Genomic DNA, 20451 nt, shown 5'->3' on the forward strand with positions numbered 1-20451 from the left:
GCTCCTTACACGCGTTCGAAGACGACGGCGATGCCCTGGCCGCCGCCGATGCACATGGTGGCCAGGGCGTAGCGGCCCTGCACACGCTGCAGTTCATGGATCGCCTTGGTGGCGATGATCGCGCCGGTGGCGCCTACCGGGTGGCCCAGGGAAATGCCCGAGCCGTTGGGGTTGACCTTTTCCGGGTCGAAGCCCAGGGCGCGGGATACGGCGCAGGCTTGGGAAGCGAAGGCTTCGTTGGACTCGATCACGTCCAGGTCGGCGACGTTCAGGCCGGCCTTTTCCAGCACTTTCCTGGTCGCCGGGATCGGGCCCAGGCCCATCAATTCAGGTTCGACGCCAGCATGGGCGTAGGCCACCAGGCGTGCCAGCGGCTTCAGGCCCAGGCGTTGCACGGCCTCACCGGTGGCCAGCACCAGGGCGGCGGCGCCGTCGTTGATGCTGCTGGCATTGCCGGCGGTGACGCTGCCGTCTTTCTTGAACGCAGGCTTCATGCCGGCCAGTTGCTCGGCACTGGCTTCGCTACGCACGTTCTCATCGACGCTGAACTGCACGCTGCCTTTGCGGGTCTTGATCTCGATCGGCACGATCTGGCTATCGAAGCGGCCTTCGGCAATGGCGCGGGCGGCGCGGCGCTGGCTGGTCAGGGCCACTTCGTCCTGCATTTCGCGGGTGATGCCGTGGGCCGCCGCGACGTTCTCGGCGGTGATGCCCATGTGGAAGTGCTCGAACGGGTCCTGGAGGATGCCGACCATGTAGTCGATACCCTGCAAGTCACCCATGCGCGCGCCCCAACGTGCTTGTGGCAGCAGGTACGGGCCGCGGCTCATGGACTCGGCGCCGGCGGCCAGGGCGATGTCGCTTTCACCCAGCAACAGGCCCTGGGCGGCCGAGACGATGGCCTGCAGGCCCGAGCCGCACAGGCGGTTGACGTTGAAGGCGGGGGTTTCCTTGGGCACGCCGGCATTCATCGAGGCCAGGCGGCTCAGGTAGGCGTCGCGGGGTTCGGTGGGGATCACGGTGCCCATCACCACGTGGCCGATCTGCTCGGCGCTCACACCCGAGCGCTCGATGGCGGCGCGGGTTACCTGGGTGGCCAGGTCGGCCAGCGGCAGGTCCTTGAGCGAACCGCCAAAACTGCCGATGGCCGAACGCACCGCGCTGACAACGTAAATTTCTGTGCTGCTCATAAAGGCTCCGTTTGCAAAGACATGGCGGGGCGGGGGCCGGCTCTGCGAGAATGGCGCCGCCTCAGGGTGGATCGAGTCTAGGCAAAGGCCTCAAGGCGGCCTATGCCGGATCTGTTCAGTCAACCTGGCATTTTTTGCCACTCAGCATAGACAGCGAACTTCAGCCATGCGCGATAGCGATACGGTCGCGGTGTACTTTCTCAACGCCATGCTGCACGCCTTGCGAGAGCGCCCGCAGGCGCGCGATGCCCACCTGCGCGCGGTGGGCATCGAGCCTGGGTTGTTGGCCCAGCCCCAGGCGCGGGTACCGGCCAAGGCCTTCGCCCAGTTGTGGCTGGCGTTGATCGACGAGCTCAACGATGAGTTCTTTCATCTCGACAGCCACGGCATGCCGCTGGGCAGCTTCGCCCTGATCTGCCGTGGGTTGATCCAGGAGCCCAACCTGGACAAGGCCTTGCGCCAGTGCCTGAGCAGTTTCGCGCTGTTTTTGCGTGACCTGCACGGCACCGTCACGGTGCGCGGTGCGCGTGCGGTGATCAGTGTGCAGTCGAGCATCGAAGACCCGCTGACCCGGGTGTACGCCGAGGAAACCTACCTGGTGCTGGTGGTCGGCCTGCTGTGCTGGCTGGCCGGGCGGCGCATCGCCATCGACCGTACCGAGCTTGCGTTGACGCGCCCGGCCCAGGAGGACGACGCCTTGCTGTGGGGGCCGGACCTGCGCCTGGGCAGTGGCCGCACCGAGGTGGAGTTCGACAGCGCCTGGCTGCGCTTGCCGGTGATGCAGGATCTGCCTGCCCTGAAGACTTTTTTACGCAGTGCGCCCCAAGGGCTGGTGATCCGCTTTCGCAATCAGAACGGGCTGGTGGCGGAGGTGTACCGCCACTTGCGCGCCCGCCACTATGGGCAGTGGCCAACCCTGAATGCCATGGCCGAGCGGCAACGGCTCAGTGCCAGCAGCTTTCGCCGCCAGTTGGAGCGCGAAGGGCGTTCATATCAGCAGATCAAGGACGAAGTGCGTCGGGCGATGGCCTTCGAGCTGTTGCGCGAGGGTTGCCTGAGCATTGCCGAGATTGCAGAGCAGACCGGTTTCCAGGAGCCCAGCGCGTTTCACCGGGCGTTCAAGAAGTGGACCGGGCAAAGCCCGGGCATTTACCGGGCCAAGCTTAGAGTGGTCTAGAGCCATCTCAGTTGAGATGCCATGAGTTTGTGTTTGATTCGAGCCTGCTGGAGCCGCTGCGCGGCCCCAAATACGGCTAAGTCTTAGGCCGGCACCATCGCAAAGCCCACGCCAAAGCGGTTCCAGGCATTGATGGTGGCGATGGCCAGGGTCAGGTTGGCGACTTCCTTGGGCTCGAAGTGCTCCTGCAACGCTTCATATTCACCCTGTGGCGCGCCATGCTCGGGCAGGCGGGTCAGGCTCTCGACCCAGGCCAGCGCGGCTCGCTCGCGCGGGGTGAAATAGCGGGTTTCACGCCATACGCTCAAGGTCTGCAGGCGGGCTTCGGTCTCGCCGGCTTTGCGCGCATCGTTGGCGTGCAGGTTGACGCAGTAGGCGCAGCCGTTGATCTGCGAGGCGCGCAGGCGGATCAGTTCGAGCAGCGAATGCTCCAGCCCCGATTGGATCAGGGCTTGCTCGAGGCCGACCATGGCTTTGTAGGCTTCTGGGGCAGCTTTGGCCCATTCGATACGTTCGTGCATGGTGGTTCTCCGGGAAGGTGATCAGGTGTGCAGCCACCTTAACGCCGCCCGGCAGCGCGCCGAATAGCCAATCCAACGCTTTGCCAGGAGGCCAATCCGGCATTCGCCTGGCCACTGAGGTGCATCCAATCTCTTCATTTCTACCGCTGCGGCCAAGCCGGGATAATGGCCGGGTCAATTGCGGAGTACCGATTCATGTCCCAAGAACACTTCATGCGCGAGGCCCTCGACTTGGCCCGCGCCAATATCCAGGCCGGTGGCCGCCCGTTCGGTGCCGTGCTGGTGTACCAGGGCCAGGTGATCGCCCGCGCCGTCAACGAGATCCACAGCACCCAGGACCCGACCAGCCACGCCGAGATGCAGGCCATCCGCCAGGCCGCCCAGGCTTTGGGCCGGGCACGCCTGGACGGTGCCGAGATCTATGCCAGTGGCCACCCGTGCCCGATGTGCCTGGCGGCCATGCACCTGTGCGGTGTCGAACGTGCCTGGTTCGCCTATGGCAACGACGAGGGCGAGCCCTACGGGCTGTCCACCGCCGCGGTTTATACGCAGATGGCCCGCCCGCCGCAGCAGCAAAGCTTGCCGTTGCGCCCGCTCAAGCCCGCTGGCGAAGCGGGCCTGTATGCCCAATGGCAGCAGGCCAGCCAAGCATGAGGGGCGCCCTGAACCTGTTGCTGGTGGTGTTGCTGGCACTCAACCTGCGGCCGATCCTCACCAGCATCGGGCCACTGCTCGAGCCCATGCGCCAGAGCACTGGCCTGGGTTACCAGCAGGCGGCCTTGCTGACGGCGCTGCCGGTGCTGTGCATGGGGCTGGTGCCGCTGCTGCAGCCGTGGCTGCGGCGCTGGCTGAGCGAGCATGGCGGCATGCTCGCCGGGTTGGCGGCGATTGCCCTGGCTTGCCTGTGGCGACTGCAACTGGACAGCGCCTGGGCACTGATCGCCAGTGCGGTGGTCGCCGGGCTGGGGGTGGCGCTGGTGCAGGGCATGATGCCGGGGCTGGTCAACCGCTGGTTCCCCACGCGGCTGGCGGCGACCATGGGCTTGTATTCGGCAGCCCTGATGACCGGTGGCGGCCTGGCGGCGGTGCTGGGCCCCTCGATCACCGCGCACTTTGGCCATTGGCAGGCGGGGCTGGGCGTCTGGGCCTTGCCCGCGTTGCTGGCCGTGGTCGCCTGGATTGCCCTGCGGCCACGCCAGGCCACCCCCAGGCTGGCTGGCACGGGTGGCGGGCACTGGTTCGGCAATCGCCGCGCCTGGCTGCTGGCGCTGTACTTCGGCCTGATCAATGGCGGCTACACCAGCATGGTGGCCTGGCTGCCGGCCTATCACCTGGAGCATGGCGGCACGGCCCAGGGCGGTGGTGAGCTGGTGGGGTTGATGACCATCTTCCAGGTGACCGGCGCCCTCGGCTTGCCGCTGTTGCTGCGCCGCCTGGCGGATCGTCGGCCTGGCTTGTGGTTGGCGCTGCTGATCCAGCTGGGCGGCTTCCTCGGTCTGCTGCTGGCGCCGGCCAGCGCCATGGGCCTGTGGGTGGCGATGATCGGCCTGGGCCTGGGTGCGTGCTTCAGCCTCAGCCTGACGCTGACCCTCGAACACCTGCGCACACCGGCTGAAGCCGGCAGCCTGGCGGCCTTCGTCCAGGGCGTGGGGTTCATCGTCACAGGCATCGTGCCGTACATCACCGGCTGGCTGCGCGATGTCAGCGGCGACTTCCAGGCGTCCTGGGCCCTGCTGACCTGCACCGTGCTGGCCATGCTGCTGGTCACCGCGCGCTTCGCCCCGGGTGGCTATGCCCGGGCCATCGCCCGGCCAGGGCAGGCAGGCGCCGCAGCGCTCAGCTGAGACGCTGCAGGGTATCGCGGACCCGGTCCAGCGCCGGGTCGATATCCAGCAGCTCGATGGCGCCGAAGCCCAGCAGCAACCCCGGACGTACCGGGGCCTCGCTGAAGAACGGCGCCAACGAATACAGCCCCACCTCGACCTTGCGCGCCAGGTTGATCAGCAACTCCACATCGACTCCCGGCTTGGCCAAAGCGCTCAGGTGGAAGCCAGCACTGGCCGGCACGGCCTCGAACCAGGGCGCCAGATCGCCGCCAAGGCGCGCCAGGATCCGTTCGCGGCGGGCGCTGTAGACCTCGTGGCAGCGACGGATGTGCTTGCTCAGGTGGCCTATGCTTTACTCTATATATAGAATGCAGACAGACAATACCAAACCCCTGAAAACACTGGCCAGCAGCCTCCCGCACCTGTCCATGTGCCTGATCGACAAAATGGACAGTGCCAACAATAGTTGTCTCAGCTGCTCTAGCACAGACCTCCCTGGTATCTGCGATGCAGCGAAATCGCAAGCCTCTTGCTGGACTTAAACGAACGCCTCTCACCGTGGTGTCGCACCGCTTTTCGCGCGTATGTAACAGGCATCAGAACTGTTCGGATTGGTAAAAGGAATGCTATCGGGTCGACGGCGTAACCAGTGGTGAACCTAATCTGGAGTACCCCGCAACGCCTGCAAGCGCATGCAGAACCAGGCCGATTTTATGGATGAACAGAAACAGAGCAGCGAAGTGCTGAATGCCACCTCGCTTCTCATTGGGTTTCTTAGAAATGCGTTTAACGCGGCAAACGGATCAAGCTGCAAGCGGAAGTGGCCAACGAAGGCGATGCAGCGGTTTGCTCTGTCCCGCAGGCGAGAGTCAGAGTCCGAGATCCAGCTCCAACTGCATTCCGACCACATGCAATCACTCGTTTCGACTCACCAGTCATGCTGCTAGGCGGCCTCCGCCCAATCCAACAGATCCTCCAACCCGGCCTTCTTCACTTCCTACTCCATGTTGTAGCTCTCAAAGATCTCTCCACCCACCAAAGAAACCAGGTGCTCAAAGAGCCGGTAATGATGGTGCTTCTGGTCGAGGTTCTGCCATTCCCTCATGAAGTCGCGGGGCAGGGGAGAGCTCGCCGACACCGATTGCGGAATGAAGAACGGGCAGAACATTTTGCTGGTCACATCGAATCCGTCGCCGCTCGCGGTCTTGGTGAAATCCATGCACATTAGGCTCTGTACGAAATGGGATGTCGCAAACACCGTATGGAACAGGCCAGCGAGACCATGGCTGCATAGCTTTTCGCGAGCTTGTCTAAGCGTGTCACGATGCGGCGATTCTCTTTCAGCCAGCCAAGCAGGCGCTCGATGATTTTGCGCTGTTGGTACTTGAGTCGATCAAACAGTCTTGCTAAGCCAGGCTTGGGTTTCCGCTTCATCGAGCGCAGCGGGATGACGGGTTGCATTCGATATTGGTCGCAGTAGTGGCGTAGCGCCTCGGCGTCGTAGCCCTTGTAGGCAAGCAACCATTTACAGCGTTTAGGCGGGCGTACACGTTGGCTCGATGGAATGCTGACCTCGTTCAACAGGGGTTGGGCATAGCTGATGTCACTGGCTTGACCGTCAGACAGAAGGAAGCGCAATGGTGTCCCGTTGGCGTCGCAAAGCATGTGGTTTTGGTTGTCAAGCCGCCGCTGCTCCGGCTCTACAAAATCTCAGTGTTTGAGGGGTGGTAATTGGGTTTCTCGGGATTTCGTACAGAGCCTAGTGTCCTGTCTCGGAAATAAGCTGTTCACTTTTGGCGGCGTCTTGGGTGCCCTGCCGGCGTTGCCACTCCTCGCCATAGCCCTGCTATGACTCGTCGCGGCACCTTGGCCGGACACCCAAGCCACTCGCCAAAAGAGAACGTATTTCCGAGACAGGACACTAGTTGATGTAAGTCATAACCGTACTATGAGCGTTGCGTCTCTCAATGCATTGAAAAATGCTGTGAGCGGAGAGGTATTGTCGAAAAATACCAGTGAAAAAATATTGCGATTTTGCTAAGGAATTAGTGAGTGCTGCCGATGATATACTTTCAATAGCTATCTAAGGAGCTGTGCATGTCTGACGGTATGTTTTCCATGGTTAAGAGTGTTTTTCCAAATTTTGTGGCTGGAGCTAAAGATCTACAGCGTTCTATAATTGCTCCGACCGAATTCTTCAAAGATATGAAGCTACGTAATTACTGGTGCGCGCAAGCCAGCTTGATCGGGCTCGTAATGGCCGTTGCGTTATCATTACTAAGCTTTCCTTCGCTGAAAGGGGTTGGTATAGAGCTAAGTAAGGACTTTCTATCCGTCATGGTTGTCCTGAATTGTATGTTTCTGATCCTCTATGGAGCTTGCTTTTGGTTGGGGGCACGCTTCATGCTCGGAAAGGGGGAGTTGTTTTCTACAATCAATTCATTTTTTTATATCTCGATTTTCCTGGTCTTCATGAAGATCGTTGAGATGCCAGCGCTGGGTTCAAGAATGACGGCTTTAGCGCATAGCTGTGAGCTTGGGGAGTTTGGAGTGAATGTCACTGCAGCGATATCCGCAAGTTCTGTTTCCAGTGCGTCGAACGTTTTAATTGGCGTGTGCTACCTTGCATTTACCGTTTTTTCGGTAAGGCTCCAGCGCGGCCTCAATGACTTCGGTGTCGTAAAGGGGGTGTTGTCTGCGATTTTTGGGATGATGTTCATAGGTTTGGCTGTGATCTATATTCAAGAGCCTGCGGTGTATGCATTGGTCTGTGGCTACTTGGGCCAACAGTGACTAACTATGTTATGCTTGGTCGGCTGGCGTTCGTAATATGCTGTTGCAGTGCGATCGTTACCTTCTTATCTATTTGAAATTGCGGTCTTGGCTTTGAGTGTACATTTGTAGATGATAATTAGTCCCGACTGAATACCCATCATTGCAAGTGTCCAATTGCTGATCTGTCCTGTTCGATCGACATCAATATTGAGGCCTAGCCATCCATGTCGGATCGAAAGTGCGGAGACCATAAAAATGACAATTGTTGGAAAAACCCCGATGGCGAGAGGCCATTTTCTAAAGTTCTCATCAAAGCATTTTAATAGGCCGGCGAGTGCTAGAGCCCCGGCGATCACCAACAAAAACAAGCTTGGTATCCGCTTCGGATTTCCTCCCCAAAGTTCGAATGACCAGAGAGCAATCGCGCAGCTAAAAGTGCCGCTGAATGTAAGGAGAAGCTTTAACGTCCAGTTCAAAAATAGGCTCCATAACGATGTTTATTGCTCTGGGGTTTGGGTGATAAGTTGAGAAATCGTGAACCAACCCCTCTGTCAACTCAGGATAGATAAGCGCAAGCCTTGTCACTGATTTCGGGAACCAGATACGAGAGCAGCCGATTGAACCTCGGATCGTGACGGATCCTCATTAGGCAGGCAGAGATAACCAGGTGTTGTCCGACACTGACCGGATGTTCTCGATCACGCCGAATAGACTCCCGCTGTTGCGCTTTGCGCCTTGTATTTGATCCCAAAGTGAAAAGCAGCCGGCCTAGAGGCCGAAGGGCGGCGATCTGCCCATCAGTACGCAAGGCGGCGGTCAAAGGAGATCTATGGGCCAGGACGCTGATCCGTTACCAGACAATGTCGGGCTGACATTCAGGATTTAAATGTGGTCATCTAGGTTGGCGTCTCGCGACTGTGACAGCTCTGTGAGGTGGAGAAAACCAACGCGGGGGCCATCACCCATTCACTGAGATGGCCTCTCGCAGTTGGCAGGGCATAGTGCCCGTTAGAGCTTGAATTCGATGAGTTCGCCAAGCCCTTGCACCATCATCGCCACATGTACGGTCGTGTCTTTGTAAGCGCCCAAGGAGTCCATCACCTCCTTGAACTGTTGCCAGGCGATGTTCTCGGCCTCACTCCGCTTTTGAGTAATGGTCGTTTCGTTCAGGTGTACGGTGCCCTTGAAAGCTGTCTCGACAGTTTCGAGTTTGACCCATTCCTCGACCTCAATGCGGTTCAATTTTTGACGCAAGCGAACGGCTTGATTTTGATGTTGCCGATCAGTTTCTGTGTACGGAGATACGCTGTAGGTCAGCAAGAAGGAGTGGCTATGATACTGCCTTGCTAAATTAGTTCGTAGATTGAGGCGTTGCGTCATAGCCACGCAGATGATGTCGAGCATCACAAAACTAACGATGCGCCCATTTCTCATGCACCAGCCTGAGCTATGCCCTGAACGTCTAACCTGATGAACCTATACTGCCTTAACTCTTTCCCCAACCAATATTCAAGCGCCGCTAGCTAGCCTTTAGCTACCCCTCCCCATGATAGGAACTCCCTTGACCACCTAGCTGCGGGCTTTCTTAGACCTACGATAAATCGTACCTGCACCATCTCAGCCTAAGAGGTAAGCGCGGGGATAGCTCATCAATGGGCTACATTACTCACTTGAAGCACAACTGTTTTCCTAGCGTGCTCAAGGAGATGTCCTGGGCGCATAGAAAGCAACCAAGTGAAATGACCCGCACCGCTCGCCTCCTCGCCAATATCGTGCAGACCTTGGGTTTCCCAATGGCAGAGGTCAACATGTGTCTGTACCCACCAAGTGGACGCTGCTTCTCGGCTGATGCCAGCCATCGTTAGCATTGAACCCTGCAGAACGACATGACTCCACCACAGGCAAGTTCGTGAAATCACTCCGTGATGAGGTCATGCCATGAACGCTATCGACTTACTAATCCAAGATCATAAGCTAGTGAAAAAGCTGCTCGAAGAGCTTTCCACCACGACGGAACGAGCGGTGAAACGGCGAGCTGAGTTGCTGCAGCGGATCGAGCAAGAGCTGCGCATCCACACCACCTTGGAGGAAGAAGTCCTCTATCCGGCCATCAAGGAAGCAGGTGGCAAGGAAGAAGCCAAAATGTACTACGAAGCCAAGGAGGAGCACCGCACTGTCGACTCCCTCGTACTCCCTGACTTGCTCCATACCGAAACCGGCACCCTTGAGTTCGCCGGTCGGGTCAAGGTCATGAAAGAGCTGCTGGAGCATCACATCGAAGAGGAAGAAGGTGAGCTCTTCCCGACGGCCAAAAAGCTCCTCAGTAAGGATGTTCTGGAGGAGCTTGGGCAGACCATGGAAACGCAGAAGAAGATGCTCAAGGGCGAGCAACGCGCTGCCTGATAACGCCTTCGCCTGCCAGCTCATCTCACGCTGGCAGGCTGTCGAACCTAGAAACGTCTGTTGGCAAGGTTTCATGGCGCATTGTCAGATCAGACTAACCCGCTTGATCTGCTGGGGAAAATTTTAGAAATCGCTTCCGAAAAACGCTGGGTGAGATTCCAACACGCTGACAGAACAACCGCCTGAAGGAATTACTGTCTTCATAACCAACCCTGTCTGTTATTGAGTCGAAGCATATCCGCATGGCCCCGAGGCATTGACCAAGTGACGTACACAGATTGACTAGTACGCACCCCGTCTAGCAAAAGAAAGCTGCTGCATTGCTGAGCTAGCTCGCGTGAGGCGAACCGACGAATTATATGCAACATCATATCTACAACCGAGCTAGCTCCAGCTGAGCTTATGATGCGGCCTCGCTCGCAGAGGATGCGTTGCTCCTCTAAACGAACATTCGGGAATTTTCGACGGAACAAGTCGGCAAATGCCCAATGGGTGGTGGCCTCAATGCCGTCGACGCGTACATCGTGCCAACCTACAACCTCCTGGATGACCTCGCAGAAGAGTTCGGTTTTACTGAGGCTGGCCAGAAGCTCAAGGTCGCCCGGGATTACACGCGCTTCATGGTCAAGGCGGGTAGGGCTGCGACATGTGATTACGTGGAAGCAAACCGACGCGACACTGCAGTGCGATTCGTGGTGGATGCCTTCAACGGTAAGGTTGACTCCATCCTCTCTCGCTCTAAATCCGATAACCACGGCAAGCTTGAGCAAGAGATTCGCGACGCTGCGGCCTTGGTCAATCTCAATGGTGCTTCATTCCGCAATGCGCGGATCGCCGAAGAGTACCTGAACTCTCGCTTGGAAGAGCTGCGCTGGGCGGTAACGGCAAAGCTGCTTAAAGACCAGGAGCGCGAGGAGCAACGCCAACTGCGCGAGCAAATCCGCGAAGAAGAAAAGGCGCGTCGGGAGTTCGAGCGGGCGATCAAGGAGGCCGCCAAAGAAGAGGCCAGCTTGCGCAAGGCGTTGGAAAAAGCCCAGGAGCAAGTCGCTGCAGCGAGTGCTGCAGAGCGAGCCGAGTTCGAAGCTCGCCTGGCACTTCTGCAGGAGCAACTGCAAGCTGCCGAGGACAAGAACCAGCGCGCGATCTCCATGGCTCAACAGACGCGTGCGGGCCATGTTTACGTCATCTCCAACATCGGCTCGTTCGGCGAGCAGGTCTTCAAGATCGGTATGACCCGTCGACTCGAACCTCTGGATCGAGTGCGCGAGCTGGGTGATGCAAGCGTGCCGTTTGAGTTCGACGTCCATGCGATGATCTTCAGCGACGACGCCCCTGGACTTGAGAAGCAGCTCCACCGTCACTTCCTTCGGGAGCAGGTCAACAAGGTCAACCCGCGCAAGGAATTCTTCCGCATCGGCCTGCCTGCTATCCGCGCGGAGCTGGAGCAGTTGGGCGTAGAAACGCAATGGACGATGAGTGCCAAGGCCCTTGAGTTCAAAGAGACCCAGCGCATCGAGCAGCAGATCATCGAGAACCCTGCCATCGCTGCTGAGTGGACGCGCCATCAGCTGGAGGTGGAGGCTGCTATCGAGCATTCGGAAGAAGAGGCTTTGGCTTCGGCCTAAGCGTTCTTCAATAGTGGTGAATCAGTTTTCCAAGAAAGCCGAACTGGCGATGCCGCTGGTTTGGCCCCTATCTACAGGAGTTGTAAGTGGCTAAGTTCTTCTGGGTTGTCACCATCATCATGTCGCTCTTCGGTGGGCTGTTTGCGATTGTGGGTATCCATGCTGCAAATGGGGCTCCGCAAGAAGCCGCTTCGGCAGCCATTGGGCTCGCCTGCGCCGTGATCCCTTACTGCATCGCTCGGGCAATCGGTGAGATGCGCTCGCTAGACTGACGCTCACTGGGTTGATTTAAAGGGCGGTGCCTCGTCGATGTGGGCACCGCCATATCTCTTGTGCCTGCTGCGTGGATTGGCCAGGCGAGAGGAGCCCTCGGCCCAAAGCAGTTCTCCTGGCCATCACTCCTAGGGAGACAGAGCTCCATCTACTCAGTGTGTGGGGGAGCTTTCCGTTCTGAGAACTTGACGATGCGAAGCCCCTCAAGTTCCTGAATCTTCCTTTCAAGCTTATCGACATGACGCAACAGCATGATTTCCCGGGCAAGAATCTGATCGGCCAGCTCTTTGTAGTGCTCGGCTCGGTCACGCTCTGCTTTGGCCTTCCTTTTCAATTCCGCCTTGCTGACTGGGGCTGTACGTGTGCCTGACTCCGTTTGCTTCTTTGCCGCTCGATCGATAGCGTCACGGATGTTGCGATGCTGGGAGCGACTGGCTTTAAAGTAGCCACGTTTGTAGCCAGCTTCCAATGCGACGGTGTCATAGTTGATCGGATCGTCTGGCGAAACAACCAACGGCTCGCCGGCCTCCAGGCGAACCAATGCGTCCCATGCCTTCCTGAGGTCATCTTCTTTCATGCGCTAATCCCCATGGTCTGGGCGAACTCCGTGAGTTCAAACAAGGTTTGGTTTTCAGCATTGCGCTCTGGGCTATCGACGTCACAGTGAGAGACGAGCACCTTCTGAACCTCAATGAGCTTGAGGACTTTGGAGGGTTTGATGGCCGCTGACTTGCAACCGTCGCAGCCGAGGAAATTCACGGAGATGCGTTTGTGGCAAACCTCACCGGAGGTACAGCCCCCCACAGGAGTGGGCTGGTAATGCAGTTCGCCCCGTTTCATGCGTTTCAGGGTGCCATCAAGAACCTTGGCATAAGAAACCTTATTAGAATTATTTTTGTTTTTTCCTTTCAGCCAGATACCGTGTGGCCCATGTAGAACTTCATTGCTGAATAGAAATTCATTTGTGTATTGCCATGATCGAACCTGCTGTTCTGCATCTTGATATACTCGAACGAAAGCATCTTTATCTCCTTCAGCCTCTTTAAGAAGATCTACGGCGAATGAAGAACCTCTAGCATAGTAAAGTGACATCTCCAATGTGACATGATGCAGTATGGCCTTCAGTGCAGGAAGGCTTACTAATCCACTGCGGATAGCATAAACTGCTGTAGAGCGCCTAAGCTGATGTATCCGTACAGGCCAAGGCTGACCAATAGAGAATTCACTTTCTGCTCTCCAAACGCGTGTAGGACAAACACTCTCCAGCTCACAAGCATCCTCTTCTTTAATAAGGGGGGTTGAAAGCATTTCTTCAAAGTAATAAGGTGTATAATTTCCCCATACTGGACGAGGAGAGTCAATTTTTGCGCTGGGGCGACGCCCTCCGCTGAATGATAGATATGCAGTGGAAATAAATATTGACTGATTGGTAAAGTGTACGTTCTGACTATTGTAGATTATCTCAGCGAGTTTGCATGCGGACTCGAATGGCATGTCAACATCAGGAGATGAGATCCATTTTGTGGGGGTAGGTGCCTTTTTGAACTTTGTAGTATGCCCATGAAGAAACCTCCTACGGGAGGATACGCCGCCTACCAAGACACGCTCTAACGAGTCCCCCCTAAGACTGTAGGCTTCGGACGCGCGCATACCGCTAAATACATGAATCAGCATAATATTGCAGTATTGCACAAGCGCGAGATGTCTCGCCAAGTCCGGAAGAATAGAAATTCGATACTTTTCGAAGTATGCTTTAAGTCCAAGCCTTGTTCCGCATTTGGGGAGAGTAAGATTTTGAATTTTTGCGCGCCCATACTCTGGGTTGCTATAGATGTTTAGGATAAGCTTTTTGAGACGAGGCGAGGAGTCCAAGAAATCTTGAGAGACCTCTTTGTAGTTGTTGATAAGTTGAAGGTAAATCGAGGTTGGAATAACCGCTGTTTGCAAATAGTTTTTTTCTGATGAATCGCTTCTAAACTCTCCTCGGGATCGCGTAGGCTTGAAGCCGACATAGCGAAATGGAAGAACTGATAATTTGTAGAGCAGTGCACGGAGGTCTGCGGTTTTGGACGCTGATTTATTAATGTGTGTGGAGAGTATTTTTTCGACGTGATAACTTGATGATAATGCTTCGAAAAGTTGAATGCTTTGGTTTTTGGTGTATTTGCGCAGGCTTGCAAGTAATATGTTGAAACGATTGATGGTGTTGTAGGAAAGAGGGGCGTTTGTACTTTTGTAAGCATGTCTCATAGTTGCAAGTAGGATGCACTTCGATTGTTTGATGTCGAGATGTTCTTGTTCGGATATTGGGTTGTTGTTGCGTTCAATTAAAAGCTCGTAGCGTACTTTTAGTGCGGTGTCAGGCTCGTTAAATTGCCAAACATTATTTTTAAAGTAAGTCGTCAAGTTGTCCCTTGATGTAAAAATAATGAAGTCATCAGCGGGGTACGTGAACGTAGTCGCTGTGGCAGCCCAAGGCGTTGTTTCTTCTCCTGGGAGATATTCTACTAGGTGAACCTTTCGTAAAGTCCTCATTACAAGACTCCAATAGTGATCATCATGTCATATTTGTTTTGCCAGTAGGGATCAAGATCTTGATCCTCATAAACTTCAGTGCGAATCTGGTTTGCTAGTTTTCGCGCTTGCTCATCGTGTTTTTCAATTTTGTTAAGAATGAACTTTAAGCGTGAAGCTGTCGGCCCCCAGTAGGTTTCATATTCATCATGAGAAATTGCAAGGGCACGAAGCTCTTCGATAACAAATAGCATGCTCCACAGCTTCCTAATGTCTTGCTCGTTCATATGGATGAACAGGTTTTGGCAAAATAAACATCCTAAAAAATTGCGGCAGTCCGGTTCGATTGTATGGTGCTCTTGAATAGTGGAAGGATTGATTGCTGCGCCGGTGCACCCACCCGCTGATGTAGTGACTATCTTCTTCTTAACCTGGTTTGCACGGTCACCCACAGCACTGAAGAAGATTGTGGCTTCCTCGATATTTGTTTCTACATGCCCAGTAGAGTAACTCTGTAGTGCCGTAAGCTCTGTGTGTCCCCCAGCACGAGCAGCGACGCTAATCCCGGCCTCTTTAGATTTGTAATGAAGGTGGTAGGCTCGAAGTTGCTTAAAATTTAGTTGAGGTAGACCAGGGAAGATGAAGTGTGTGATTGTACTCAACGCCTGGCTTGGGTACATGTCGCCCATTTTTCGAGGGGGCTCACCAAATACAAAGCGACCAAACAAGTAGTCGAATTCATAATCGCCAACAAGGAACGCTCTAATGGCCAGATAGCATTCAAATTCTTTAGCGAATCGTGCTTGAAAGCCTATGTTTATCTCTTTTTTAGCCCTATTTTTAATGACTCTCTGGTTTTGTGCACCGCGCTCCACAACTGAAAATTTGTCCCAGATTACGTCGGTGATAGGCTGCTGGTTAGCAGCTGTTACTAGAGCGAAAGTGTGTAAAAAGCAATCGTGTGCGACCCGGCATATCCGATGTAGGTGTTTAGCGTCGGTTTCGTCGGGCAAGTAGACATATGATCTTCGGGGTTTCGGTTGTTTTATACCGGTTACAGGGATAACTCGTTTTTTTTCGAGTATTGACATGACTACTTCTAAGCACAAGTGGAAGCTCTCTGTACCTCCCTGATGTAGTTTGAGAGCTTGCGACTTTAGATGAGACCAAGCTGCAGCTTGCCGAGTGGGGGTGATTTGTTCTAAGGCGCCTACCGAAACTAATGCGGGTTTAGCAGGGATCGCCCATACAAACTCGCTTCCGGCACTGAATCCATACGGTAGACGTCTATCGCTGTTCATGAATTTATAAATGCTCATGCACAAGTCGGTTAGTGGGGTGATGAATGCGTCCAGTTCATCGTCTGTTGGAGGGGTGGTGTGCTTGATCGTTTCCTTGCTATAGGGTATGAGTTTGACCCCAAGAAGAAAGTTGGTGTCGCTATCTGGGAAAATTATCGCACTCAGATAAAGTGCTTGAGATAGCTTACAGTGCGCATGATTGTGGGATATTGTTGTCTTATCCACTGCATTGTTTAGGTATCTGGAGTACTTAACGATGCATGAGTGTAGGGTGGCCGGGTCGGTGAAGATACACCCTGCATTCTGATTGTCACACCAATCTAAGAACTCGCGGCTTCGTGCAAAGCTTGCTCTAAGAGTTCTGGCGGAGCACCCTTGGAAATACCGTTCCGTTATATGAGTCGCCCACTCTTGTACGAAAGGTATTCGAGTGACCTCATAGGATGCGAGGTCAACGGAATAACCTTTTCCAGCGGTCGAACGTGTTCTTCGCGCGAACAATAGTGGAGCGAAGTCGAGTGTTCCCCCGCTGCAGGGGAGGCGTAAAGCAAGCAGCGATGGTCGACAGTCACGAATCAGCTGAAAGGAAACCTGAGGCGGGTGTTCAGCTAATTTTATCGTGTTGTTTCGCCTCATTGTTATAAGTGTCATGGGCATCTCCAAAAGAGCGACGTATTCGCTCTTCTAAATGCCGTTCCCACTTGTCTTGAGTGAGTGCGTCGATTTTGCTTTTTTTAATGCCTTCCAGATAGCGTTCAGTGGTTACAATTTTTTTTTGGCCCAAGCGATCGCAAACAGTTGTCAATACCTGAGTCATAGTAAGCTCATTTTTTTCATAGCGTTCAAGAAGCGAGCAAGCGAGATTATTGGCAAAAGTGGCGCGCAGATTATGGAACCTGACTTTTACCTTTGATCCTTGCAAGATAAGTCTGGGCTGGAGTTGATTACGAATGAAACTATGGATTGCTCCGCCTTCTTGCGGGTTTTTATAATTTTGTTGGTAGGGATCATTTCTTCTGGAGTAGTAAGGGCGGCCAGTCTTAGTCAGGTATACGTAGTTATCGTTGCTGTTGGCAAGAGGTGATTTGCTGTTTCGAAGCTTGTAACGTTCCGATTGCAAATAGATGAGAACCATCTCTTTTAAAAAGCGGGGGATGTATATACAGTTTTTTCTGTTGTATTTTGAGTCAATCGGTGTGCCGTAGCCAATATTCATCCTCAAGTATTCGCCTGTGGCGTCATCTTTGAAGATCGATCTTGGGGTGGTCAATATAGACTGCATTCTTGGGCCGGCCAAAATGGCAGTAAGGAAGACTAATGTCATTTCTGTGTTGTTTAATGCTAGCAATGCATCAATGATTTCAGTTTGCTCATGTGCATTATAGGCTTCAAGCTTCTGCGACTTTGAAGCCTTTCTCTTACCTATAAGTCGTAAGTCAGTTGTAATGTATTCTTTTAATCTGGTAAAGCCTTGGTCATCGTGGTACTGGAGGTTTTTTGTACTCTCCTTCCACATAGGGTTTTCAGGTTTCAGGCCCCGGGATTTATTCAGCCAGCGATAAAAATTTTCGACTTTTGAGATGTGTTGGTTAGAAGTTTCGGACGTGTCCGGGTTGAGGAGAGTTTCTGCTCCAAGTTGCTGGCTATATGCATAAGTTGGGCGCCTGGCCTTAGGTTTTGGGAATGTAAACATGTCTAGCTCTTCATCGATTAAAGTGTTTACAAAATCAACGAGGCTTAGTGCTATTTTTTTTAGTGTCGGTCGTGATGTGGGCTTATATTCAAAAGCTAGTTTCGAAAGGTATAAGTTACCAAGTGGCCATGGCGACCCGTCTTCCACGTGTATGAGTGCTGGGAAATGATTATACGACGCTACATTCGCATCTTCGATAAGGCGGTATGCATACAAGTCTGATGTAAGTCCGGGTGTCGGATAAAATGGACTCTGATCGTCTTTGAAGTCACGCTCTGCGTATTCGTTATGAAGTTTATCGCCAGTAAGCACTACTGGCTCAATAGCTGGAAGATAGGGGATCATGTTGATCCGGATTTTTCCCTTCGGCGCTTCGTTCTTCATAACATGGCTCATTGTTAACTATATGTACCGTAGCGAGGGTGCGGGTCTAATGTCAAGAGCTTTGTATGGGCTGCTAGATGTTGTCGATGAGAGGGTAAGTCCTAGGGCAATAAGCTACGTAATTCCCAAAAAATATTATTTTTTGCTAAATAATTGTTTTTGGAAATTCAATTTTATGGCGTCGTCCTTTCCGCGCCCGTATTCAAGGGGCTTGGAGGGGGCTGGGGATGGGGGAGGCTTATTTATTTATGCTTATATTGATTTTGTTTCTGATGGATTTTGGTGATTGTTTTTGGAACTCTTAGGCGAGTAATGCATTTATTGAGCGCGCCCCGTCTGGCCGCACATTTGGGCCTGTCCTGTGGCAACGGACGCCAAGAGGCTGGTTATTGAGCCGCCTTTCTCAAGCCTTTTGCATATTCGTTCGGTGAACGATAGCCCAGTGCTGAGTGCAGTCGACTGATGTTGTAAAACCCGTGGATGTAGCTTGCGATTGCTAGGTGCGCCTTCTGCTTGCTGGGGTAAACCCGGCAAGCCTCCTCTCGCTTCAATGTGGCAAAGAAACTCTCAGCCACGGCGTTATCCCAACAATTTCCCTTTCGGCTCATGCTCTGCGTGAAGCCTTTCCTGGCCAGCGCGAAGCGGAATTTGCTGCTCGCATATTGGCGCCCTTGATCGGAATGGAAAACCACGCCGTATAGGCCAAGGCTCGCGTTCCAAGCGTTTATGAATGCTCGCTCGACCAAGTCGTCTGGCATCCGATCAGCCAAGCTGTAGCCCAATACCTGGCGCGTCTGGATGCTCAGAACCACTGCCAAGTACAGCCAACCCTCTCTGGTGGCGATGTAGGTAATATCACTGACCCAGGTTGGCCTTGTGTTGTTCACTGAAAACTGACGATTGAGCACGTTACTCGCAACTGGCAGGAAATGGCGACTGTCGGTAGTGCAGGGCTTGAAGCCACCTTTGCATTTGCCTCGTATGCATTCTTCATGCATCAACCGATTGATTCGCTTATGGCCCACTGCATACGCCTTTTGGCGAAGAGCCTCGACCAGTCGAGGGCGACCGTAAGTGTTCCGGCTGGCTTCAAATGCCTTGCGCAGGTCAATTCGAATTTGCGCATCTGGGTCTGGGCGGTCTCGCCGCTGCTGATAATCGTAAAACCCTGAAACCGAGACGCCTATCACCCGGCACAGTAAACGCACCGGGAATTGAGCCAGTTCGCTAGCGACGAAGGCGTATCTCACCTGGACTCTTTGGCAAAGAATACCGCCGCCTTTTTTAGGATTTCACGCTCCAACCTGAGCTCGGCAATTTCTGCTCGAAGTCGCGCCAATTCGCTTTCATGCTCAGTGACGGGGCGACGGACAGGGGAGCTAAAAGGTAGGCCTTTTCGAGACGCATCAACCCAGTTGTCCAGTGTTTTGACGGACATCTCTAGCTTTATTTAATGCTTTGGAAACTGAAGGTAGCTGTCGGAGGATCTACGGAAGGGGGCGGTGGCGGCATCACTAGGTCGGGCGCTCGCTTAGACTAGAGCTGGCTGTCTGCAAGGTATCTGTGGAGTAGCTGATTTTGGCTGTCAACTATAGGGTATCGCCAATGAAGCGCGCCAGGGCCCATTGCTGCAGGCTCGGGCTGTGCCAGTCGGTCAGGTGCTTGGCCACGCAGGCGGCCTGCAGCACCGCTGGTGGCAGCACCGCATAGCCCAGGCGCAACTCGGGCAGCAAGGTCTTGGAGAACGTGCCGACATAGGCCACCAGCCCGTGGCGGTCCAGGCGCTGCAAGGCTTCGGCGGCCGGCCCCTGGTAGCGGAATTCGCAGTCGTAGTCGTCCTCGATGATCAGCGCACCCAGCGCGGCGGCCCGGGCCAGCAACGCCTGGCGCCGCCGTGTGCCCATGGGCATGCCCAGCGGGAACTGGTGCGAGGGGGTGACGTAGATCAGCCGGGTACCGGCTTCGATTTGTTCCACGCACAGCCCCTCATCGTCCACGGGCACCGACTGCACCTGTGCGCCGAGGGCCAGGAACAGCTGCCGCGCCGGTGGGTAGCCGGGGTCCTCCATGGCCACCTTGCAGCCCGGCTCGACCAGCACCCGGGCGATCAGGTCCAGGGCCTGCTGGGCACCATTGCACACCAGCACATCGGCGGCGCTGCAGTGCACGCCCCGGGCGAAGGCGATGTGGTGGGCGATGGCTTCGCGCAACTCGGGCAAGCCCTGCGGCGAGAATTGCCGATCGGTGTGCCGCTGGCTGCGCCGCAGAGCGTATTGCAGGCAGCTGCGCCACTGGTCGTAGGGGAACTGCGCCTTGCTTGAGGCGCCGCCGATGAAGTCATAGCGCGAGGGGGCATCCAGCGCGCGGCGCCCCAGCACCGTGGCGCGCAGGCGCCAGCGCTCGAGGGCGTCGGCAGCGGCCAGCGGGATGGCCTCGGCGGCGTCGGCTTGCATGGGCTGGCGAGGGGTGATGAAGGTGCCGCGGCCGACCACGCCGCTGAGCAGGTTGTCGTAGGTCAGGCGCGAGTAGGCTTCGGCCACGGTCTTGCGTGATACGCCCAGTTGCTCGGCCAGCAGGCGCGTCGGCGGCAGCTGGGTGCCGGCAGCCAGGTGGCCGCTGTCGATGCCGGCGCGCAATTGCTGGTAGAGCTGGTCGGCAAGGCCTTTGCGGCCTTCGAGGCGGATGTGCAGTTCCATCAGGGGTTGTGTCCGAAGCGCAGGGGTGTCAAAGCTTCGGGCTTCGCGCGGCAAGCTGCAAGAGGGCCGAACG

At 55.1% G+C, this 20451-nt stretch carries 16 protein-coding genes and 5 pseudogenes; 7 read left to right on the forward strand and 14 right to left on the reverse strand.

Annotated elements, in window-relative coordinates; translation table 11 throughout:
- Positions 1-5: 5 nt before the first annotated feature.
- The gene (locus ACQ4N9_RS08620) at positions 6-1190 is read right to left on the reverse strand and encodes an acetyl-CoA C-acyltransferase family protein (RefSeq protein ID WP_390968788.1); all 1185 of its coding nucleotides are present in this window, start codon (positions 1188-1190) and stop codon (positions 6-8) included.
- A 166-nt stretch (positions 1191-1356) separates the two neighbouring features.
- On the opposite strand from ACQ4N9_RS08620, the gene ACQ4N9_RS08625 reads away from it, so the two are divergent.
- Complete coding sequence (locus ACQ4N9_RS08625) at positions 1357-2367, forward strand: AraC family transcriptional regulator (RefSeq protein ID WP_390968789.1); 1011 nt, start codon at positions 1357-1359, stop codon at positions 2365-2367.
- Between the two features lie 83 nt (positions 2368-2450).
- On the opposite strand, the gene ACQ4N9_RS08630 is transcribed toward ACQ4N9_RS08625, so the two are convergent.
- Complete coding sequence (locus tag ACQ4N9_RS08630) at positions 2451-2888, reverse strand: carboxymuconolactone decarboxylase family protein (protein WP_125463880.1); 438 nt, start codon at positions 2886-2888, stop codon at positions 2451-2453.
- A gap of 195 nt (positions 2889-3083) precedes the next feature.
- Here ACQ4N9_RS08630 and ACQ4N9_RS08635 point away from each other — a divergent pair, with 195 nt between their 5' ends.
- Positions 3084-3542: a nucleoside deaminase gene (locus ACQ4N9_RS08635; RefSeq protein WP_390968792.1), complete on the forward strand. Its 459-nt coding sequence runs from the start codon at positions 3084-3086 to the stop codon at positions 3540-3542.
- Positions 3539-4732, forward strand: coding sequence for a cyanate transporter (locus ACQ4N9_RS08640; protein ID WP_390968794.1), 1194 nt, complete (start codon positions 3539-3541; stop codon positions 4730-4732). Before ACQ4N9_RS08635 ends, ACQ4N9_RS08640 begins: the two co-directional genes overlap by 4 nt.
- Here ACQ4N9_RS08640 and ACQ4N9_RS08645 read toward each other — a convergent pair.
- From ACQ4N9_RS08645 to ACQ4N9_RS08655, 3 genes and pseudogenes are all read right to left on the reverse strand, one after another.
- Positions 4725-5060: pseudogene (locus tag ACQ4N9_RS08645) on the reverse strand (PLP-dependent aminotransferase family protein); the annotation flags it as partial. The gene ACQ4N9_RS08640 and the pseudogene ACQ4N9_RS08645 overlap by 8 nt on opposite strands.
- 651 nt (positions 5061-5711) lie before the next feature.
- The gene (locus tag ACQ4N9_RS08650) at positions 5712-5933 is read right to left on the reverse strand and encodes a hypothetical protein (RefSeq protein ID WP_390968796.1); all 222 of its coding nucleotides are present in this window, start codon (positions 5931-5933) and stop codon (positions 5712-5714) included.
- Between the two features lie 5 nt (positions 5934-5938).
- A pseudogene (locus ACQ4N9_RS08655) lies at positions 5939-6411 on the reverse strand (IS5 family transposase); the annotation flags it as partial.
- 400 nt (positions 6412-6811) lie between these two features.
- Between ACQ4N9_RS08655 and ACQ4N9_RS08660 the strand changes: the two are divergent.
- The gene (locus ACQ4N9_RS08660) at positions 6812-7507 is read left to right on the forward strand and encodes a hypothetical protein (RefSeq protein ID WP_390968798.1); all 696 of its coding nucleotides are present in this window, start codon (positions 6812-6814) and stop codon (positions 7505-7507) included.
- A 65-nt stretch (positions 7508-7572) separates the two neighbouring features.
- On the opposite strand, the gene ACQ4N9_RS08665 is transcribed toward ACQ4N9_RS08660, so the two are convergent.
- On the reverse strand, positions 7573-7965 hold the full coding sequence (locus ACQ4N9_RS08665; RefSeq protein WP_390968800.1) for a hypothetical protein: 393 nt from the start codon (positions 7963-7965) through the stop codon (positions 7573-7575).
- A gap of 532 nt (positions 7966-8497) precedes the next feature.
- Positions 8498-8893 (reverse strand): hypothetical protein, encoded by a 396-nt coding sequence (locus ACQ4N9_RS08670; RefSeq protein WP_430932649.1) that lies wholly within the window; start codon positions 8891-8893, stop codon positions 8498-8500.
- Between the two features lie 534 nt (positions 8894-9427).
- Between ACQ4N9_RS08670 and ACQ4N9_RS08675 the strand changes: the two genes are divergently transcribed.
- Positions 9428-9892, forward strand: a complete 465-nt coding sequence (locus tag ACQ4N9_RS08675; protein WP_390968876.1) for a hemerythrin domain-containing protein — start codon at positions 9428-9430, stop codon at positions 9890-9892.
- 94 nt (positions 9893-9986) lie between these two features.
- Here the strand turns inward: ACQ4N9_RS08675 and ACQ4N9_RS08680 are convergent.
- Positions 9987-10407: pseudogene (locus ACQ4N9_RS08680) on the reverse strand (GlxA family transcriptional regulator); the annotation flags it as partial.
- On the opposite strand from ACQ4N9_RS08680, the gene ACQ4N9_RS08685 reads away from it, so the two are divergent.
- Together ACQ4N9_RS08685 and ACQ4N9_RS08690 are read left to right on the forward strand one after the other, a co-directional pair.
- Positions 10381-11517, forward strand: a complete 1137-nt coding sequence (locus ACQ4N9_RS08685) for a DUF4041 domain-containing protein (RefSeq protein WP_430932651.1) — start codon at positions 10381-10383, stop codon at positions 11515-11517. The pseudogene ACQ4N9_RS08680 and the gene ACQ4N9_RS08685 sit on opposite strands and share 27 nt — an antisense overlap.
- 86 nt (positions 11518-11603) lie before the next feature.
- Positions 11604-11789: a hypothetical protein gene (locus tag ACQ4N9_RS08690; RefSeq protein WP_196172852.1), complete on the forward strand. Its 186-nt coding sequence runs from the start codon at positions 11604-11606 to the stop codon at positions 11787-11789.
- Between the two features lie 149 nt (positions 11790-11938).
- Here ACQ4N9_RS08690 and ACQ4N9_RS08695 read toward each other — a convergent pair whose 3' ends face one another.
- From ACQ4N9_RS08695 to ACQ4N9_RS08720, 6 genes and pseudogenes are all read right to left on the reverse strand, one after another.
- Entirely contained in the window at positions 11939-12367 is a 429-nt protein-coding gene (locus ACQ4N9_RS08695; RefSeq protein ID WP_390968890.1) for a hypothetical protein, read from the reverse strand.
- Entirely contained in the window at positions 12364-14196 is a 1833-nt protein-coding gene (locus ACQ4N9_RS08700; RefSeq protein WP_390968892.1) for a hypothetical protein, read from the reverse strand. The genes ACQ4N9_RS08695 and ACQ4N9_RS08700 overlap by 4 nt, the downstream gene beginning before the upstream one ends.
- 128 nt (positions 14197-14324) lie before the next feature.
- A complete protein-coding gene (locus tag ACQ4N9_RS08705) occupies positions 14325-15623 on the reverse strand; it encodes a hypothetical protein (protein ID WP_390968893.1) in 1299 nt (432 codons plus the stop codon).
- Between the two features lie 586 nt (positions 15624-16209).
- Positions 16210-17682, reverse strand: a complete 1473-nt coding sequence (locus tag ACQ4N9_RS08710; protein ID WP_390968895.1) for a hypothetical protein — start codon at positions 17680-17682, stop codon at positions 16210-16212.
- Positions 17683-18068: 386 nt separating this feature from the next.
- Positions 18069-18956 (reverse strand): annotated as a pseudogene (locus ACQ4N9_RS08715) (IS3 family transposase); the annotation flags it as partial.
- A 324-nt stretch (positions 18957-19280) separates the two neighbouring features.
- Positions 19281-20378, reverse strand: a pseudogene (locus ACQ4N9_RS08720) (PLP-dependent aminotransferase family protein); the annotation flags it as partial.
- Between the last annotated feature and the right edge of the window lie 73 nt (positions 20379-20451).

The sequence above is a fragment of the Pseudomonas sp. ES1 genome, from assembly GCF_050586605.1.
GTDB lineage: Bacteria > Pseudomonadota > Gammaproteobacteria > Pseudomonadales > Pseudomonadaceae > Aquipseudomonas > Aquipseudomonas sichuanensis.

Excerpts from the sequence above, each read along its gene's own strand:
- ACQ4N9_RS08635 (WP_390968792.1), top strand. The coding sequence starts at position 3,084 with ATGTCCCAAGAACACTTCATGCGCGAGGCCCTCGACTTGGCCCGCGCC.
- ACQ4N9_RS08660 (WP_390968798.1), top strand. The coding sequence starts at position 6,812 with ATGTCTGACGGTATGTTTTCCATGGTTAAGAGTGTTTTTCCAAATTTT.
- ACQ4N9_RS08670 (WP_430932649.1), bottom strand. The coding sequence starts at position 8,893 with ATGCTCGACATCATCTGCGTGGCTATGACGCAACGCCTCAATCTACGA.
- ACQ4N9_RS08650 (WP_390968796.1), bottom strand. The coding sequence starts at position 5,933 with ATGGATTTCACCAAGACCGCGAGCGGCGACGGATTCGATGTGACCAGC.
- ACQ4N9_RS08685 (WP_430932651.1), top strand. The coding sequence starts at position 10,381 with ATGGGTGGTGGCCTCAATGCCGTCGACGCGTACATCGTGCCAACCTAC.
- ACQ4N9_RS08705 (WP_390968893.1), bottom strand. The coding sequence starts at position 15,623 with ATGAGCATTTATAAATTCATGAACAGCGATAGACGTCTACCGTATGGA.
- ACQ4N9_RS08620 (WP_390968788.1), bottom strand. The coding sequence starts at position 1,190 with ATGAGCAGCACAGAAATTTACGTTGTCAGCGCGGTGCGTTCGGCCATC.
- ACQ4N9_RS08625 (WP_390968789.1), top strand. The coding sequence starts at position 1,357 with ATGCGCGATAGCGATACGGTCGCGGTGTACTTTCTCAACGCCATGCTG.
- ACQ4N9_RS08695 (WP_390968890.1), bottom strand. The coding sequence starts at position 12,367 with ATGAAAGAAGATGACCTCAGGAAGGCATGGGACGCATTGGTTCGCCTG.
- ACQ4N9_RS08630 (WP_125463880.1), bottom strand. The coding sequence starts at position 2,888 with ATGCACGAACGTATCGAATGGGCCAAAGCTGCCCCAGAAGCCTACAAA.
- ACQ4N9_RS08640 (WP_390968794.1), top strand. The coding sequence starts at position 3,539 with ATGAGGGGCGCCCTGAACCTGTTGCTGGTGGTGTTGCTGGCACTCAAC.
- ACQ4N9_RS08675 (WP_390968876.1), top strand. The coding sequence starts at position 9,428 with ATGAACGCTATCGACTTACTAATCCAAGATCATAAGCTAGTGAAAAAG.
- ACQ4N9_RS08710 (WP_390968895.1), bottom strand. The coding sequence starts at position 17,682 with ATGAAGAACGAAGCGCCGAAGGGAAAAATCCGGATCAACATGATCCCC.